Origin of the sequence: Algoriphagus sp. Y33 (genome assembly GCF_014838715.1) — a bacterium.
GTDB lineage: Bacteria > Bacteroidota > Bacteroidia > Cytophagales > Cyclobacteriaceae > Algoriphagus.
Window position 1 is genome coordinate 977497 of sequence record NZ_CP061947.1, and the last position, 18395, is coordinate 995891.

Here is an 18395-nt window from a genome sequence, read left to right on the forward strand (position 1 = left end):
GTATGTCAAGGGTATTTAATGGTCGTGATATTTTTCAAAAAATTCTTGTAGCGTCATTTTGTGTGGAGTGAATTTTTCTTGTTGAATTTGTAATTTTTGAATTCTGTCCAACCTAAAATATCTGAATTCTTTTCTTAGGCGACAATAGGCAACCATCAACCAGCCTTCTAATATGCTTAAGAGGGCAAAAGGCTCAACAACTCTTTCACTCAACTTATTTTCGGCACTGATATAGTCTAATTGTACAAGATGAAAATTGGTGATCGAATTTTGCAAAGAAGATAAAATATTACTGCTGATTTCATAATTTTCAAGCTTTGCAAATTTGGTTCTCAACGAAAGTAGATTGGCTTTGTCTTTTTCACTTTGCCTTAAAACCGCCTTTATCTTGTCAATAGCTTCGGCATAATCATTAATTAAGGAGCTGTCTCTGTTTTTTAATACTAATTGTTCTGCAAGAATTAATGCATTTGCCTGGTTTTCGCTGAACATAATGGGTGGAATTTTGTAGCCTTCCATCAGCGTATAGCCTTTGCCATCTTCTGTCAGAATGGGAACACCTGCTTGTTCCAATGCTTTTAAATCTCTGTAAATTGTCCTTGTGCTGACTCCAAATTTTTCTGCAAGTTTAGTAGAGGTTACAAGTCGTCTTGTTTGCAACTGCGTTAAGACTGCTACAAGTCTGGAAAGTCTTTTTGTATCGGTATCATTCATCCTTCAAATGTCAGAAGTTTTATTAAGCAGTAGTCGTCTTAAAATGTCATATAACGCCTGTGTGTACCCGGCGTAGCTCATGTATGTACAGTGGTCAGAGAACCTAAATCTGAGCCATTTGACTCAGGCCGGCTTATTTGATGTGCTTATTCTTTTCACGGCGACTAGTAGCTGATCATATTGTTTTCCAAGTTAACATCTACATCATAATCTAATCCCAAAACCAATTTTTTCACTGGTTTTTTTGCATTGAATTCTAGCTGTATAGATGTGTTGCCTTTAGCCCAACAGCTAATGTCTTTTTGAATTACTTCCTGCGTTTCATCTTTATAGATAATAGTTAGATGAACAGGTACAATTGCATCTCCAATTTTTTTAATGACTACTGTATAACTTAACCGGTTATGTTTTACTTCACCGATAGCCAGATCGGGGACATTCTTCTCAAAAAACCAATTCTTCCAAAACCAATTTAAGTCTACCCCAGCCCCTTTATTAAAACAATTAAAAAAATCATAAGGTGTAGGGTGTTTTCCTTTCCATTGATCTATATAAAATTTCAAAGCAGTATTAAACAGGTTGTCACCAAGCATTTCTTTCACATAAAGAAATCCTAGGGCAGGCTTAAGATCTTTATTGGCATACCTAGCCTTGCCATATAATTGAGGGGTAAGAGTGATGATGGGGATATCCTGGTCCATGCCTGCCGTATTATTCACATCGCTCATATCGTATTCAAGAGGATAAGCGACATCAAAAAAAGGATAAAGCAGAAACTCTGTTAAAGTTGCCCAACCTTCATCCATAAAAGAATATTTCGTTTCATTGCTGCCTACATAAAAAGGGAAAATAGAATGAAAAATTTCATGGATGGTAAACATGACTGCATCACTTTCTTCGAACGGGAGATTATTCACCAGCATAGGATATTCCATCGCATCCAATCCTTCAAAAACAGTTATGTGGGCATATGGAAAAGGTACCCCCGGAAATTGATGGGAAATTAGCGAAACAGATGTACGTGCATAATTTACCACCGGCAAGTATGCTACATGATCGGGATTAAAAACGGCATCTACCCGAGTGCGCCTTTTTGAAACAGTGTCAACCGCAACACTGGAGGCTTTCCATATATAATGGTTGCTGGCAGTAAATGCAAAATCACTTACATTTTCGGCCTCAAATATCCATGTGTTCCATCCATGTTTTTGCGTTATATTTCCTTTCTGCAGGTCCGAGGTTGTAATGATATCAGTTATCTCATCATTTACAGATGCTTTATGAATGCGTTGTACAAATTCAGGTTCGTACACCGAATCAGGATTTTTCAGATCACCTGTGGCCCAAATTTGGTAATTGTCAGGAACAGTAATTTCAGCTCTGAAATCCCCATAGTCATTATAAAATTCTTCTCTACCGGTATACGGATAGTCATCCCAGCCATCTATGTCGTCATACACAGCAATGCGTGGGAAAAAGTAAGCAATCACAAAAGCTCCGGAATCCACTTGCCCTGTACGTATAAAAGAATTTTTGTTTAACTCATAAGCATAGGTGATTTCAAACTGAGCTTTTTGTCCCGGCAGTATATAGGCATCCCTAACCGTCATATTGGTACCTCTAATCCTGAAATTTTCCGGAGCCGGTGACTGGTTATTGATTTGTATCGATTGGATTTTCACACCCTGGCTTACATCTTCTGGCGAAACAGGAATTTTACGGATGGCGCCTGCCTGATATAAATTCGGAAATAACTTAAAAACAACCTGATGCAGGGTATCCGGGCTATTGTTGGAGTAGTCTATGCTAACCCTACCCTGAAGTAAGCGGGTGGCAGGATTGAATTTGATCTTAAGATGGTAATCAGCTGCATTTTGCCAGTAATTTTTACCAGGAATGCCGGCCTTATCCCTTGTGTCCCTTTCATAGGCTGCTTTAAAATTGGTTGGTATGGGTAAACTAGCTTGAGAAAAGCAAAAATGACTAGTAAGAATCAATATGATAGTTAAGTATTTAATTGATATCATTCAATTATTATTTAGCACTTTAGTATTAAAATACACGTATATGGGCAGTAAAAAATCATAACATTAATAGCATTTACTATTGCTAGATCCCTATCCTTGATTTTTGAATACAAGAGCCAAAAGTAAAGTGTTATGATTTATTAAATTCAGAATAAAACAAAATTTTCCAAATTGGGCATTATGGTTTTTGTGTACGGCTGGTTGCGGGAAATCCGCAAGGATTTCCGCCGTGAACGAAAGATAGCAAATTGCAATGAATTTCGATGAGGAATTCATTGCAATGAGCTATACATGGGGTGTGCCTGGCATGGGCATCCTGTATCGAAGATATCAAATTATTCCAGAGGGTGAAATACGAAGCATTCATGAACACCAATGAAAAACAATTGCTTCGTGAATACCATAGCATATAATCTCTCATGAACAATCGAGAGGTTCACTGCCTGTCCCGATAGCAAAGCGTGTCGGGATGTGGTTCTGTGAGAGTTTTAGGGGTGGAATTCCCCTTTACCTACTCGATTGGCGGCAGTTTTTCATTTTCTCATTAGGTCAAGTCCTTGCTCAATTGTTACAAATGTTTTATAGCCGAGTTCTTTTCTTGCTTTGCTGTCGTTTGTAATAAAGGCTACACCCAATACATTTACAAGCCCTTTGTAAAGTGGCGGGTGTCCTTTCAAATTAACTATTTTCCATACAAATTCCATTACAGTCGCCACACGTTTTGCCATTGCCAACGAAACAGTTTTGTCAGGAATAGTTACGCCTTGCGTAGCCACATACTTTTTAATAAAGTCTTTGAATACAGGTGTTTCACCGTCTGTAATAAAATAGGTTTTGCCGTTTTGCTCTGATTGGTCAGCTAAGATTAAAGCGTGGCAAACGTTTAAAACGTGGCAGGTTACTAAATGGTGTTTGCCTCCGTCAATAAATTGCATTCTTCCTTTTTTAGTAGCTTCCATAACACCAACCAATGTATTAGGGTCGCCTTTGCCCCACACCAATGGTGGTCTTACGGCAATGGTTTGAAAGTTTTTTTTGTTTGCTTTCAATACCAATTTTTCTGCTTGCAGTTTTGTTCGTGAATAGCCGTCAATAATGTTGTCTGAAACAAAAGTTTCGTCAGCGTTTACGATTGGTTTACCATTCATAATTACCGAAGCGGCACTTAAATACACGAACCTCTGAACGTTGGCATTTTGGGCAACTTCCAACAGAAGTTCAGTGGCATCAACGTGCAGTTTTTTGAGTTCTTTTTCAGAAGCAAAAAAATCAACAGAAGCTGCTAAGTGAAATACCGAAGCACAATCTTTTACGCCATTTTCCAAAGTTTGTTTATCATTTAAATCGCCTTTTACGGCTGTAGCCCCTAATTGCTCTACCTTTTGAATGGCTTGTGCCGAACGTGCTAACGCTTTTACTTTGTAGCCGTTTTCTATCAGCATTGGGATTAGATTTTGCCCTACAAAACCCGAACCGCCCGTTACAAATACTTGCTTCATTGCTTTGTAGATTTTAGTTGGTTTTTGTCCAAATGTTGGTTTGACCGAATAGTGAAATACCTACATAGCCACGAACTTTAAGTGTATTGTCGGCTTTCAGTGTCAAATAGCACGAATAGGTCTTTCCACTTCGTGCATCGTAAATGGTACCGTTTTCCCAGGTGGATTTACCATCAAACTCAAAATTCTTCAACATGACCAATCCTATGATTGGGTCGTTGTGTTTTGATTTGTCGGGGTTCTTGTTGTCGGTTTTGGGTTTGCCACTTTCTTTTGGTTCTTTAAGCCAAATGATTTTACCAAAGAACTTTTCACCTTGTTGATAGATTTCAACTTTGGCAGCTTTTTCTTGGTTGAGCCAAGTGCCTACAATGGCGGTTTTGGAAGATTGGGCAGTAAGTGTCAGGCTTAGAAATAGAAAGCCTATGAGCAATGCGGCGAGTTTGCCTTTATTGAGGCTGCTCCATCCGAAAATGATGTGGTCCATACTTTGAATTGTTTAAATTTTACAATGCAAAGTTGGTAGGCGATTGAGGTAAAAAACGTTTACAAAAGACAAGAAACGCTACGCCTTCTCAAAAATTCTTTTTCTGATACGACTCAATGATGTGGCGGTAATTCCCAAATAGGTAGCAAGCATATGTTGCGGAACACGTTGCAGGATTTCAGGATTTTGAGACAGCAATTTTGTATATCGTTCTTCTGGGCTGTCTAAAATGAAAGAAGTCAGAGCCTGTTGAAACTGAATGAGCGTTTGCTCTAAAATTTTTCTCACAAACTCGTTCATCAAAGGAATTTTCTTGTAAAGCCGGTCTAAATCTGCCTTTTTCAAAATCAGTAGTTCGCAAGGTTCAAGACATTCAATGGTTTCATTGCTTTTTTTTCCTGTAATGAAACTGTCAAATGCTCCAATAAAGTTATTCTCAGTCATTATGTAAATAGTGATTTGTTCACCGTCTTTTGTGTAATATTTCCTGATACAACCTTTGAGTAGAAAAAACAACTCGTCTGTTTGCTTGTCAAAGGAAACCAATTCTGTTTTTGGACTGACTTCTCTAAATTTCATTGCCGTTTCAAGCCTTTCTCTGTCTGTTTGAGAAAAGTTTACAAATTTGTCGGTGTATATGAAAAATTGCTCTGTCATTTTTATTGAGTGGTTGTCTTTTAAATTGTCTACAACGTTTTGCAGCTACCCGAAGGTGGCGATTTAGAAGAACAAAACTAATGTTTGATTGAAAAACTGAACTTCATTTAACCACTGAACCGCCAATTTCTTGCAGGTGCTGTTATGCCTTCGTGCTTTTTATTTCGTTTCCAATATTTTCATGAGTTGGTAATTCAAGTATAATTTTTCTTTGCCAATCTTTATTGATTTTAAATACTTGTTTTCCTCTAAATCATGGAGATAATTACCAACAGTTTTTGGAGAGCCTAATCCGGCATCTATTAAAAACTGTCTTTTAGTATATGGCAATTAAAATAGTACTTCTATCAAATCCTTTGAATAGACTTTGGGTAAGTCTCTTTTAATTTTCTCAGACATGGTATCCATCAACGGAATTATTTGTTCTAATCTCTTCAGACCATTCATTGCGGTTACTTCAACCATATCCAGCATGTATAAGAGATATTCTTCCCACGCATTGTTCTCTGTTACATTCCTTTTGCTGAAATTGTCTTTAACAGCACTTTTTTAGTCTCCAACTCAAATTTGGGAGGCAGTAAAGGGAGGTCGTTAAAAGGGGTATTTCGGTCAAAATCAGGTATAAAACAAAGGTAAATATTACACTTATAAATTCAATACGGGTAAGTATGGTGAATTATTACACTCGTTGACAAATTGATGGTAATTTTTACTCCTGTTCTTTCCTGACTGCTAGCATGAGGCATAACGTTTTGCCGCTTTGCGAAGGAAGGGCTTTTCAGCACTAAACTTCATTAGATTGGGCCATGCATTTGTTTCGACGTATCAGAAAGGAGTCAAAGGAGAGCCGAACGTCAAGAAATCTTCCTGTGGAAGATTTTAGTGAGGGGGCATGCTGCGGGTAGCTATGGTAGTGAAGGAGCCGGGAAGCAGGGGAGGCAGAAAAGGTGTATGGTCCGCCGCGGCGGATCAAAGTCCGATTTTGATTATTACAATAACTCTGTCACGCCTGAGAAGAAAAGGCTACGAATCGATGCTTTCCTATTCCCTCAAAACACAACCTACAATCCGGTGAACTGGGGCAGAGCGTTAAGAAATGACCTCTTTAGGTCATTTTAGCGATGAGCCGGGCATGCGGGAGGGTACGAAACCCGTACTTACGGTGGTGAGACCTGTGCGCCGTGGCGTAGGCGCACCTCGTCAGAGAGATCTGGCGGGGCCGTCTACTCGATGTGTGCTGTGTAAGCTATAAATTGAGAAGTGGGGGAAGTTATCTGCAGTTTGATTGTAAGATGAGCCGAAAGTCCAAAGTACGTATCAACGGAAAACTCCGAAAGCTAAATTTTCATAACAAAACCAAAGGGGTATTCAGGATTTGGCTACAATGCTGGATCCAAAGATCCGAGGATGGGTGGATTATTACGGAAAAATTAGTCGCAGAAGTTTAAGGCCTGTGTTTTATTACCTGCACCATCGAATGATCAGATGGATTCTGAACAAGTACAAAAGCTTCAAAGGAAGCAAGGCCAAAGCAGTAAAATGGCTTAGACAGGTTACTGTCTCCTATCCAAACCTGTTCTAGCACTGAGGTTGGGTTACAAGTTAGTCTAGTGGACTAATACCGACTGCATAATAAGAGCCGTATGAATTGGGAGGTTCACTGCCTGTCCCGATAGCAAAGCGTGTCGGGATACGGTTCTGTGAGAGGTTTAGGGGTGGAATTCCCCTTTACCTACTCGACTGTGCGTTCGGCTTTCTCTATTGTCAAGCGAGTTTAACAAAGTTGTCTTCAAGTTTTACGTTAAAGTTTATTTCTGCTTTTAATGCCTTAAACACTTTCAAAATGGTGTCAATTGTCGCACTATTGGCACTGCTTTCAAGTTTTGAAATTTGAGCTTTCTGTACGCCAACAAGTTTTCCAAGTTCTTCTTGTGTCAAGTGTCTTTGTTGTCTTGCAGACTTTATCATTTTCCCTAAAACGTCCATACGAAGTTCGTATTCGTATTCGTCTCGGTCAGCTGTACCAACTTTGCCGATATACTTGTCCTTCATTTCGGCAAGCGAATAAGTTTTGATTTCTTTAGTTGCCATATCTTTATTTTTTTTGTTTGTTGTTGAAATAATTGTCTTTAAGTCTAACTGCTCGGTCAATTTCGTTTTTCGGAACTTTGTCAACCTTTTTTATAAAACCGTGGGTCGCTACTACCAAAGTTTCTTTGTTATCAGTCTTGTCCCAAAATGCAAGAAGTCTGATTTGAAGTCCTGCGTATTTTGTCCGAAATTCCCAAATATCATTTTGAAGTTTTTTTAAAAGTTTTGGGTCATTTGTTTGTTCAGCAAGGTCAATATTGTAAAAGATTTTCTTGATAGTCTTGGAGTCAAGTTTTGAAATGAACTCGTCTGCTTCTGCTAAAAATTTGGTTTCAAAATACTTCATTCAATATTGTCTTGTTAAACGTCACAAAGATAAACAAAGTTTCTATATTTAGAAACCAAAGTCCTGATTATTTCTGTCGGTTCGGTTTTCTAAGCTGACGCACACCCCATGTTGCACTAAACCTGCGGTAGTTTCAAGAGCAGTCAGAAAGAGGTAACTTTTTAATTCAATCTTAACCTCATATCAATCATGAAAAAAAAGAAAATCTCCTCCAGACTGCCTGTTCTAATGTAGCAGGTTTTGCGGAACTACTTGCCAAGTTTGAACAAAAAGTTGTTGTTGCCGGAAAAAGCAAAAGTACGCTGTCAAACTATGCGAGACGTCTGGCAAAACCGGCCATCCACTTCAACGAACTACCCACTGAAGTGGACCCTGACCGGGTCAACGATTACCTGCATCTGGTCAAACGGAGTCATCATACCCCTTCAGAGTCCTACTTTAAATTTACTGTTTATGCTCTAAGATTCGCATACCGCATCGAAGGGATGAAGGACAAACGGATCGAATTGCCTACCATCAAGCGGAGTAAGAAGCTTCCGGCCGTTCTCAGCCAGGAAGAAGTGCGAAAGCTTCTCAAAGCTCCCAAACTGCTCAAACACCACATCCTGATAGCCTTGCTTTACGGCTGTGGACTCCGCTGCTTTGAGGTCAGGAATCTCAGGATTGCCGACCTGGACTTTGATCGAAAGATACTTCACGTTAAAGGATGGCAAAGGTAAAAAAGACCGATACGTTCCTTTAGCAGACATCCTGATCCGTGGAATTAAGACTTATCTGGAAGCTGAACAGCCCATTGAGTGGCTGTTCAACAGTAAAGGTGAACAGATCATCGGTCGTGCCGGGGGAGACTTTGACGGCCGTTACTCCCAGCGAGGGGTGCAGTGGGCGGTAAATGAAGCTAAAAAGAAAGCAGGGATTCTCAAACCTATGAACGTCCACACGCTCCGGCATACCTACGCTACCCACCTGCTAGAGGAAGGACTGGATATTCTGACCATTAAAGATCTGCTGGGACACGAATGCATCGACACCACCATGATCTATCTGCATGTCGCCCAGACAGAAAAATGCCGTGCCTTCAGTCCCCTGGACAGACTCTATCTGTCCAGAAAGTGAAAGCCCACTTTGAAGTGGCTCATGTATTTAGGCAACACTGGACTGAGGTAGAAAAGCATCCCCATATTAACGGCTGGCAGCTACGGACACTCTCTGCCCTAAGACGCTGCCGAACTGCAGATCTCGGCGGACATGGATGCATGTACCGAATGCGGCACCATCCGAATAAGCTACAATAGCTGCAGGAATAGACATTGCCCGAAGTGTCAGGGTAAAAACAGGGAGGACTGGATCGCCAAACGTGAAGCAGAACTGCTTCCTGTACCGTATTTTCATGTGGTATTTACTTTGCCGGATACCTTAAACCAACTGGCGTTGCATCAACCCAAGGTGGTTTATGATAGCTTGTTTGAAGCCGCCTGGCAGACGGTGTCATGCTTTGCCAAAGACCCAAAGCATCTAGGTGCAAAAGCCGGGATGATTGCCATTCTACAGACATGGGGACAGACGGTGTCCCTTCATCCCCATCTGCACTGCATCGTACCGGGAGGTGGGCTGACGAAAAAAGGAAAGTGGAAAACAGCCAAAAGCAAAGGCAAATATCTCTTTCCGGTGAAGGCTATGAGCAAGATATTCCGGGCCAAGTACGTAAAAGCACTAAAATCCAGAATCAATCCCGATAAGGAACTGATCAGTGCACTGTTCCAAAAAGAATGGGTTGTCTTCGCCAAACGGCCGTTCGGACATCCCAAAGCGGTGCTGGAATACCTAGGTAGATACACCCACAAGGTCGCCATCTCCAACCACCGTATTCTGGATATAGACGAACAAAAAATCAACTTCAGTTACAAAGATTACCGTCAGGGAGCCCAGAAGCTGGAAATGACTCTGGATAATCTGGAGTTTATCAGAAGGTTTTCCATGCACATCTTACCCAAAGGATTGGTACGGATCCGGCACTTTGGCATTCTTGGAAGTTCGGCCAAAGCAGTGAGCATTCCACTGATCCATCAGGAACTTGGAAGTCTTCCACCTGAAAAGGAAAAAAGAGTTTTGGAAACCTACAATCCAAGGTATTGTGCTTGCTGTGACAAAGAATCCATTATCAGCATACAGCGGATCCCCAAACGAGGACCACCAAAAAGCAAATACCTTCCTAAGAAAGCCACTTTTTAAATCCCAAAATGCTTGGGTCTGGATAGCCATGCCCTACTCATAAAAAATTCCATTCAAAACAGGGCTGGAAGGGAATATGAATTATAAAAAATCAAACTTTTGAAGACAGAAGGGAAGCTGACATCCCATTTTTAGGTCAATTTCATTTACAATAACACCTGAAAAACCTTACTCAATCCCCATAAGAACCTTTCTGGTTCCGTGCAACAGCGGTTTCATTGTTCGTGCTACGCACGCAACGAAAACCTAGTTGAAAGTGGCTGTGGCTTTCAGTCGTCCGTTGTCAGCCGTGTCTGGTTACGCTTCTTATCTACTGAAAAAATAAAAAGAGGAGAAGGAAAATTAACGGATATTTTTCCTAATTCTGCTCAACGAAGATTGCGTAACCCCCAAGTAGGACGCCAAATAGGAAAGCGGAATACGATTGGCAAGTTGCGGGTATTTCTCTATAAACGCCAAGTAGCGGGTTGTGGCATCTTCCGAAACCAAGGGACTTCTTCTCTCTATCTTTTGTATTAATGATTTTTTGACTATTTTATTTACAATACTTTCCCAACTAACAATGGTATTGGCAATTTCTTCCCAATTTTGTTTGGGAAATACAATTAGTTTGCAGTCCGTCACAGCTTGCACATATCCTGAAGAAGGAATTTTGTTATCAAAGCTGTCCAGGTCTACAACAAAATTGTTTTCGTTTATAAAATACTTGGTGATTTCTTCGCCTTTGTTGTTGTAATAGCAAACCCGAAGAATGCCGTCCAAAATGAACCCAACTTGTTTCGCAATTTTGCCTGCTTCTGAAAAATAGTCTTCTTTGCGAAGTGTTAATTCCGTTGACTTGCTTGAAATGAAGTCAATTTGCTGTTTGTTTAAATTTCCGAATTGTAATAAATAATTGAAAAGTGCTTCCATAGTTTTATTTCATTTGGCTCATTATCATTTTGTCAAATAGTTTATCCGACAAAATTTTTCTGAAAAATAACATCATTTTTGCTCCCGAAGCACCAACATACCTTGTTTTCGGATGAGTTGCTTCAATGCCTTGTTTGACAAGCTTTGCAATGACAATTGGGTCGGCAGCATTTTTCTCTACTTTTGCATACATATTGATTACGCCTTTCGCCAAAGAACTATACTCGGAATTCCCCGAAACTCTTGTCATATATTCAGTTCCAAGTCCTGTCATTTCAGATTTTGTGCCGCCTGGCTCAATTACTATTACATCAATTCCAAAGGATTTTACTTCTTTGCGAAGTGCATCACTCAATCCTTCGATGGCAAATTTGCTTGCGTGATACCATACGCCCATTGGCAAGGTAACTTTACCACCAACCGATGAAATGTTTACAATTTTACCATAGTTGTTTTTTCGCATAGTGGGCAGTGCCAATTGTATTAAACGTGCTGCACCGTCAACGTTATAACCGTTTTGTGCTAAATAAATTGCTGTTGCTTTTCCAATTCCTGCCGAAGCACCTGTTACTAAGACTGTCTTTGCCATTTTTTATTTTTTTTAAATTATTGATGGTGCAAAATTGGCTCAATAAAAAATGGAATTATTTGTCATTTGGCAAAAAGTGAGTTTTGCGTGGTGGGGTGAGCTTAGCTCTATTGTCATTTAAAATTTTGCTGTTTCAATTGGTCGGGTTCTGCTGTTGGTTGGGGTAGCCCTGCCATTGCCACTAACGGTTCGGGGCTTGGCGAAGTGCGGGACTTTTAGCACTACACTTCAATCGAAGCACCGAAATTCAAATTTAGCAATAATGTTCATACGAAACACTTCACCCCGCATTTCACCAAGCCCTTGTTAGCGGCTGTGGTTCTGCGTGGTCTGTCGTTGTCAGCGTTGTTGTGTATGTTGGGTTGTGTGTCGGGAAAAATTTAAAAAAAAGGGAAGGAAAAATTTTATATCGTGTCGGAAAAGGGGCAAGCTCTTTTGCAAGTTTTGGTTGTGTGTCGGCTTGTGCGACTTGCAAATGTGCTTGTCCCTGTGTGTCGGCAGTTTCTATTTCCGCCCCGTTACCTGCAAATAAGTAGTAACTGCCAATTTATATTGCGTTTGTGCTTCTGTCAGTTTATCGGCTGTTTCGGTTACTAATGCTTGTGCTTCCAACAAATCGGATAGGGTTACTACACCGCTATTGTAGCCTGTTTGGCTTACTTTTAAATTTTCTTCCGCTTGTATGGTTGTTTCTTTCATAATGGCTATTTGCTTCCACGCTTCGTTTACGTCTGTCCAAGCCTTTTCCATTTGCAGGTTTAATAAACCTTTGGTGTCTTTAAATGTGTTTTCTGCAATCCGTTGTTTTATTTTCTGCTCTTTAATGGCATAGCTACCGCCCCACCAATCGGATATTGGAATAGAAAGGGAAACATAAGCTAATCCATTAGTAATATTGTTCGCTCCTTTTTCCAACATATTGATATGATAACCTGCCAATCCAACTGCAACGGTGGGCATATAGTCACCTGTTTTCATTTTAGTTTGTAATTGTGTGGCTTCTACCGATTTTTCCAACAACTGATATTCCGTTCTACCGCTTAATGCCGTTTGGTTATCGGTGTAATATTGATTGGGGCTTTGGCTTACATCAATTACTTCCTGTAATATCAATGTGCTGTCATACGGTATTCCTATGGTTTGGCAGAATTGCATTGTGGCTAATTTCTTTCCATTGAGCAATTTATTTTTATTCGCTTCTAATTCACTTTGCTTTATTTGAACTTTCAGCACATCGTTTTTAATAATCAAACCCGATTTAAAAGCATCATCTACCTGTTTGCGAATGTCTTTTAATAAAAGTTCGTATTTTTCAAGCGTTTTTTGTTTTTCCTGCAAGGAAATCAGTTGCCAATATTGTTGTTCGGTTTTAAGCAACACATCATTTTCGGTTAGTTGTTGTTGCTTTTCTTTCACATCTACATTAAGGGCTGCCAATTTGTTGCCTGTGGTTATTTTGCCACCTGCATATATGGGTTGTGCAATGTTCAAAACACCTATTGCTGTTCGCTGCATCATACTTAATTCCATTCCGGGGAAATAGGCAAACTGCGTTGCTGTGGGCAAGTTGGCAGGATTGCCATCATATACAGGCAGGTTGCCACCTCCCATTTTGTATTCAATTAGTGGATTGATTGCCTGAAATCCGAACACATTGGCACTCACTTTCGGGAAATAGTTGGTGTAAGCATTTTTCTTTACCTGCTGTGCTGCTTCTACTTCCAACGAACTGTTTTGTAATGCTTTGTTATTCTTCAGCGCAAGTGTTTTGCTTTCTTCCAACGTTAATGTTGTCTGGCTGTATGCTGTTGCCGAAAATATGATAACAACAGCTATTGTGATTATTTTTCTCATTGTTACATTTTCTTTTTAATTGTTAGTAATTCTTTTTCAAATGTTTGGGCATATTCATAACCGAACTGGTAAATTTCGTCTGATTTATTGGTGTCGAATGTGCCAAAGCGATTGATTTCATCGGGTTGCATATATACATCACAGTTACTACTGGCATCTGCTTTTATACTTGACGTAGTAATGCGAATAATTCTGCCTACTATTTCCTTATAACCCAATCTGCCTTCTGCCTTGTTAATGGGATTGATATTAATTCCTATACTTTTATTACAGGTTGCTTTTATCTGTTCTACGGGAAAATTGTTCAGTAAGCCTCCATCACACAGATAGGTGTCTTCTCTGTACAATACAGGTTGGAAAACCAATGGAAAACAACAGGAAGCTTTTACTGCAAAAGACAATGACCCCTGATTGAATATCAAAGATTTAGCATTTGTTAAATCGGTAACGGAAACATATAACGGAACTTTTAAGGCTTCAAAACTGTCGTGGGGGATGTACTTTTTTATAATTTTTTCAAATATATCCGTGCTGAATATTCCACCGTTCCTTGCTGATATATCAGAATAGCTGAAGAATTTTTCCTCTTTGGCGAAGCTGAAAATTTCAAGTGGTGTATAACCCTCAGCGACAAATGCCCCTACCAATGCTCCTGCACTTGCTCCTGAAACCGCATCTAACTCGATTTCCAGTTCTTTCAGATATTGCAAGACACCTAAATGTGCAATACCTCTGAACCCACCACCAGAGAGTGTAATTCCTATTTTATTGTTCACTATCATCCCTTAAATTTTTACGTGTAATTCTTTTTTAATAATTGATTGTATAGTACAGGTATCATATACAGCGTGAGTATCATCGATACCAACAACCCGAAACAAACCACCGCTCCAAGAGGCCCCCAAAGGGTAGAGCCGCTTACTATCATTGGCACAACGCCAACTGCTGCCGCAAATGATGTTAGGAAAATGGGTCGCATTCTGCGTTTACCTGCGGCTATGGCTGCATTGGAAGGCAACATTCCGTTTTTACTTCTTAATTCTTCTGCATAATCAATCAGGATAATACCGTTGCGGACAACAATACCCATAAGGCTCATAATGCCTAAAAAAGAAGTTAAACCAAACGGATAACCTGTAATGACCAATCCTAATGCTGCACCCAAAAAACTCAACGGCATTGTCATCATTACCAAGAAAACCAATTTTGGATTTTTGAATTGAAACAACAGGATAAAGAAGATAAGCAACACACCTGCAAACAACGCTTTAGCCAATGGGATATAGTTTTCTACTTCGCTTTCTTCTTCGCCTCCATACGATAAGGTTGTTTGCTCTGACTTGGATATTTTTTTGATTTCTGTTTTTAAATCGGACAACACTTTATAAGGCAATACACCACGTTTCACATCAGCACGAACGGTAATTGTTCTTGTGCCGTTTCTACGGATAATTTGCCCCTCGCTCCAATCGTTGGTAATGCTTGTTGCTATTTGTCTTACAGGAACGGTTGCCCCTGTTAATGGCGATGTTACATTTTGATTGGCAATGTCGTCAAAACTGTTTTTTTGATTGGGTTCGTTCATCAGTTTTATGCTTACAGGATAATCGCCCTCCCATATTGTACCGATTGGTAAGCCCGACAAACCTGCTGCTAATGATGTGGCTACTACGCCTTTGGTTAAACCTAATCGGTTAGCGATTTCATCGTTTATCTGAACGCTTACGCCTTGTCGTTGATTGAGGTAATCGGTTCTTGCCCAAATAATGTTTTCGTTCTTTTCCATTATGGTTTTTACCTGCTGTGCCAATGTTTTAATGCTATCTAAATTATCCCCACTGATACGCACTTCAATCGGTGCGGTGGTACTCAACAGGTCTAATTGTTTCATTCGCACATAAGCATTCGGAAAAAGATTTCTGTAATTACTTTCATATTCGTTCAAAATGGCAAGTGCATCATCAGCCGTTTGCGTATTGACAACCAACTGAGCATAATTTTTTGAGGGAAAATTAGGTGCATAAGTGGTGTGGAAACGTGGCGAACTTGTACCAACAAATGCAGCTACATTTACAACTCGTTTGTCTTTCATCAGCATTTGTTCCAAACTGTCGGAAACAAAAGCGGTTTGCTCTAAAGTACTTCCCTCCGGCAAATATATTTCAACGGCAAATTGATTTCTATCCACTTTCGGAAATAACTGACGTGGCACTAATGCAAGAATGGCAACGCCTAACGCTATTGAAACAACACCTATCAGGATAGTGATTTTGGGAAGACGAAAAGCCCATTCCAATGTACGGTCATACACTGCCTGTACACTGTCCAACAATGATTTTTTCTTCTTTTTACCTTCTTCTTTTTTAATTCCCTTTTTGATAAATACATAGCTCATATAGGGAACAAGCAAACAAGCTATAAGCAACGAAGCAATTAATGCTACACCGATTGTGATAGGCAACGAACCTACAAAGTCGCCTACCATTCCGTCAAGGAAAAACACCATTGGAACGTAAGTAGCTATGATAGCCATTGTTGCGGAAAATACAGGGACAAACAATTCTTTGGCACTTTTCCAAGCGGCATTCCAAGGGGTTTCCTTGTGGTCTAATTTTTCAATATGTCCGTCTAAAACCACAATGGCATTGTCCACTACCATACCCAATACCACAATTAAACCTGCCAATGAAACGGTGTGCAGCTCTACGCCCAACGCATATAAAATACCTATGGTTATGAAAATTGAAATTGGAATGGTTGCCCCTGCAACTGCTGCCACACGAAAAGGTAACAACAACATTGTTACAATAATTACTGCAAGAATGGCAATGGCAAATTCCTTTAAAAAGTGCGTAATGGAATGCCCAACCGCTTGCGGCATATCGGCTATTTTTGCTACCTGCACATCGGGCGAAATTTTACCTTTTAATGTTTGTAAAGTTTCATCTACGGTTTTACCAAAAGCAACAATGTTGTTGCCAGGTTGCATTTCCAATGAAATCAGCAGACTGGTTGTGCCGTTGTTTTTAATGTAAGCATCGGGCTTTGGATATTCCCTTACTACACGGGCTACATCTTTTACACGGATAACATTACCTGTGGGGTCGGTATAAACGATTTGGTTTTTGATGTCTTCTTCTGTGTTGTAAGAAGTGGGAATGTGTATGGGGGTTATCTGCTCCGCATTGTCTAATTCCCCACCATAATAAACTGCTCCCTCCAACTGTGCTGCCGCCAAAACACTAATTGGTTTTACGTTATAATAAGCCAACTTATCATTGTCGGGATAAATGGTAATCTGTTCCTGCGTTAAGCCAAAGTGCTTTACTTTTGACACTGCTTTTATTTTTCGCAATTCGGTTTCAATCACTTTCAGTTCACGGTCAAGTTCTTTATAGGTTTTACTATCCGATTGTACCGTCAGCAAAATAGCTGATGTGTTACCGAAATCGTTGTTGGCAATGAGGGCTAAGACCTGGGGCGGTAATTCAGCTTTCAGATTGTTCAGCCCAAATTTTATTTTATCCCAAAAGGCATCGGGGTCTTTTACACTGTTGTTTACTTCTACAAATACAATCAACATTCCCTCTTTGGAAATGGAATAGGTTTTTTCCCTGTTCACTTCCTCAAATCCGTACAGAAAACTTTCCACTTTGGTAGCTAACTGTTCTTCTACCTGTGCTGAATTTGCTCCCGGGTAAACACCTATGATTAAGCCCTGACGAATGGTAAATTCGGGAAACTCGTTTCTTGGCATTACCAACAATGAGAATACGCCAAACAGTACTAAAATAGCCGTGATGATGATGGCTATTTGCTTATGCTTCATAGCCAATTCTATGATATTGAAATTCCTTTTTTCCATAGTTTATTTGATGATTTGGATAGGTGTGCCGTTGCTTAATTTCTGTTGCCCTGAAATGATGATGTTTGCGTTTTGCAGAACTTCGCCCTGTACCAAAACTTTGTTGTCAATCAATGCAATGGTTTTTACAGCTATTTTTTCTGCTTTTCCGTTTTGCTCAACATAGATAAATTGATTGCCGTATACATCGTTTTGCAAGGCTTTGTTTGAAATTAAACTGCCCGAACGTTTGTCTTGTGCGGTAGTTTGAACGGAACAAATCATTCCGGGCTTTATATCGCCTGTTGTGTTTTGAACTTCAATTTTTACAGGATAGGTATGTGATAAAATATCCGCCGATACGCCAATTTCTTTTATTGTTCCTGTTACAGTTTTATCAATGGCAGTGATAGTAATTTGTGCATTTTCTCCTTTTTTGAATTGGCTTATTTCGTTTTCAGAAACAGGGATTTTGACGTAAACGGTTTGTATGTTCAGCAACTCCAGTACTGTCACTGATGGTACTACATTCATACCTGCCTGTACATTTTTCTTTCCAATCACACCACTTGCAGGTGCATACAGGTAGCAATCGCTGATGCTTTTTTGTGCAATGGCTACGGCTGCTTTTGCCTGTGCCAAACCTGTTTCCACTTCTATCCATTTTATTTCGGGCAATGTGCCGTTTTCTTTCATTGGCTTCATTCTCCGGTAAGCGTCTTCTGCCTGTTGCTGGCTTGCTAATGCTACTTGATAGGCGTTTTGTGCATTGGAAGCATTGACTTTGGCTAACAACTGTCCTTTCCTTACGTTTTGCCCCTCCTCAACAAATATTTCAGTAATTGTCCCCATTGTGGCAAAACTTAAAGCTGTTGTTTTTTGGGCTTCTACCACACCCGAATAGCCCGATTGAATAAGCCCTGTGTAGCTTGTGGGCTGTTCCGTTTGAACATTGATTACATTGTTTTTTTCTGCGGTTTGCTCCTTCTCTTTGTGTGAGCAACTTGCTAATACAAGTATTCCCGCTAATGCTAAATAATTTACTTTATTCATTGTTTTGTTTTTTTAATTTTACTATTTGACTAAATACGTTTTTTAGTCGGTTTTTGACTCAAAAAAAATGCTCCGAAAAGCACATTCTTT

The 18395-nt window shown here is 39.9% G+C and carries 17 protein-coding genes and 1 pseudogene; 4 read left to right on the forward strand and 14 right to left on the reverse strand.

Annotated elements, in window-relative coordinates; all coding sequences use genetic code 11:
* Positions 1 to 15 precede the first annotated feature (15 nt).
* The 6 genes from ID165_RS04080 to ID165_RS27045 all read right to left on the reverse strand — a co-directional run bounded on the left by ID165_RS04080 (position 16) and on the right by ID165_RS27045 (position 5714).
* Positions 16 to 714: a YafY family protein gene (locus tag ID165_RS04080; RefSeq protein ID WP_192349110.1), complete on the reverse strand. Its 699-nt coding sequence runs from the start codon at positions 712 to 714 to the stop codon at positions 16 to 18.
* A gap of 164 nt (positions 715 to 878) precedes the next feature.
* The gene (locus ID165_RS04085) at positions 879 to 2741 is read right to left on the reverse strand and encodes a M1 family metallopeptidase (RefSeq protein WP_192349111.1); all 1863 of its coding nucleotides are present in this window, start codon (positions 2739 to 2741) and stop codon (positions 879 to 881) included.
* A gap of 533 nt (positions 2742 to 3274) precedes the next feature.
* The gene (locus ID165_RS04090; protein WP_192349112.1) at positions 3275 to 4240 is read right to left on the reverse strand and encodes an NAD-dependent epimerase/dehydratase family protein; all 966 of its coding nucleotides are present in this window, start codon (positions 4238 to 4240) and stop codon (positions 3275 to 3277) included.
* A 13-nt stretch (positions 4241 to 4253) separates the two neighbouring features.
* The gene (locus tag ID165_RS04095; RefSeq protein ID WP_192349113.1) at positions 4254 to 4727 is read right to left on the reverse strand and encodes a DUF2147 domain-containing protein; all 474 of its coding nucleotides are present in this window, start codon (positions 4725 to 4727) and stop codon (positions 4254 to 4256) included.
* Positions 4728 to 4805: 78 nt separating this feature from the next.
* Positions 4806 to 5384: a Crp/Fnr family transcriptional regulator gene (locus ID165_RS04100; RefSeq protein WP_192349114.1), complete on the reverse strand. Its 579-nt coding sequence runs from the start codon at positions 5382 to 5384 to the stop codon at positions 4806 to 4808.
* Positions 5385 to 5543: 159 nt separating this feature from the next.
* Positions 5544 to 5714 carry a hypothetical protein gene (locus ID165_RS27045; RefSeq protein WP_370539731.1) on the reverse strand — a complete coding sequence of 57 codons (171 nt, stop codon included), beginning with the start codon at positions 5712 to 5714 and terminating at the stop codon, positions 5544 to 5546.
* Between the two features lie 1054 nt (positions 5715 to 6768).
* On the opposite strand from ID165_RS27045, the gene ID165_RS27050 reads away from it, so the two are divergent.
* Positions 6769 to 6966 carry a group II intron maturase-specific domain-containing protein gene (locus ID165_RS27050; RefSeq protein WP_370539732.1) on the forward strand — a complete coding sequence of 66 codons (198 nt, stop codon included), beginning with the start codon at positions 6769 to 6771 and terminating at the stop codon, positions 6964 to 6966.
* Between the two features lie 182 nt (positions 6967 to 7148).
* Here the strand turns inward: ID165_RS27050 and ID165_RS04110 are convergent, their stop codons facing one another.
* Entirely contained in the window at positions 7149 to 7475 is a 327-nt protein-coding gene (locus tag ID165_RS04110) for a helix-turn-helix domain-containing protein (RefSeq protein WP_192349115.1), read from the reverse strand.
* Positions 7476 to 7479: 4 nt separating this feature from the next.
* Entirely contained in the window at positions 7480 to 7821 is a 342-nt protein-coding gene (locus ID165_RS04115) for a type II toxin-antitoxin system RelE/ParE family toxin (RefSeq protein WP_192349116.1), read from the reverse strand.
* A 485-nt stretch (positions 7822 to 8306) separates the two neighbouring features.
* Here ID165_RS04115 and ID165_RS27055 point away from each other — a divergent pair, with 485 nt between their 5' ends.
* The 3 genes and pseudogenes from ID165_RS27055 (at position 8307) to ID165_RS04125 (ending at position 10053) form a co-directional block, all read left to right on the forward strand.
* Positions 8307 to 8540, forward strand: a complete 234-nt coding sequence (locus tag ID165_RS27055; RefSeq protein WP_370539733.1) for a tyrosine-type recombinase/integrase — start codon at positions 8307 to 8309, stop codon at positions 8538 to 8540.
* The gene (locus ID165_RS04120) at positions 8500 to 8937 is read left to right on the forward strand and encodes a tyrosine-type recombinase/integrase (RefSeq protein ID WP_255505149.1); all 438 of its coding nucleotides are present in this window, start codon (positions 8500 to 8502) and stop codon (positions 8935 to 8937) included. The genes ID165_RS27055 and ID165_RS04120 overlap by 41 nt, the downstream gene beginning before the upstream one ends.
* Positions 8889 to 10053: pseudogene (locus tag ID165_RS04125) on the forward strand (IS91 family transposase). Before ID165_RS04120 ends, ID165_RS04125 begins: the two are co-directional and overlap by 49 nt.
* Positions 10054 to 10395: 342 nt before the next feature.
* Here ID165_RS04125 and ID165_RS04130 read toward each other — a convergent pair.
* The 6 genes from ID165_RS04130 to ID165_RS04155 form a co-directional block, all read right to left on the reverse strand.
* Entirely contained in the window at positions 10396 to 10965 is a 570-nt protein-coding gene (locus ID165_RS04130) for a Crp/Fnr family transcriptional regulator (RefSeq protein WP_192349118.1), read from the reverse strand.
* Between the two features lie 4 nt (positions 10966 to 10969).
* A complete protein-coding gene (locus tag ID165_RS04135) occupies positions 10970 to 11554 on the reverse strand; it encodes an SDR family NAD(P)-dependent oxidoreductase (RefSeq protein WP_192349119.1) in 585 nt (194 codons plus the stop codon).
* Positions 11555 to 12058: 504 nt separating this feature from the next.
* A complete protein-coding gene (locus ID165_RS04140; RefSeq protein WP_192349120.1) occupies positions 12059 to 13408 on the reverse strand; it encodes a TolC family protein in 1350 nt (449 codons plus the stop codon).
* Between the two features lie 2 nt (positions 13409 to 13410).
* Entirely contained in the window at positions 13411 to 14184 is a 774-nt protein-coding gene (locus tag ID165_RS04145; protein ID WP_192349121.1) for a patatin-like phospholipase family protein, read from the reverse strand.
* A gap of 17 nt (positions 14185 to 14201) precedes the next feature.
* Positions 14202 to 17273, reverse strand: coding sequence for an efflux RND transporter permease subunit (locus ID165_RS04150; RefSeq protein WP_192349122.1), 3072 nt, complete (start codon positions 17271 to 17273; stop codon positions 14202 to 14204).
* Positions 17274 to 17276: 3 nt separating this feature from the next.
* Positions 17277 to 18305 (reverse strand): efflux RND transporter periplasmic adaptor subunit, encoded by a 1029-nt coding sequence (locus tag ID165_RS04155; RefSeq protein ID WP_192349123.1) that lies wholly within the window; start codon positions 18303 to 18305, stop codon positions 17277 to 17279.
* Between the last annotated feature and the right edge of the window lie 90 nt (positions 18306 to 18395).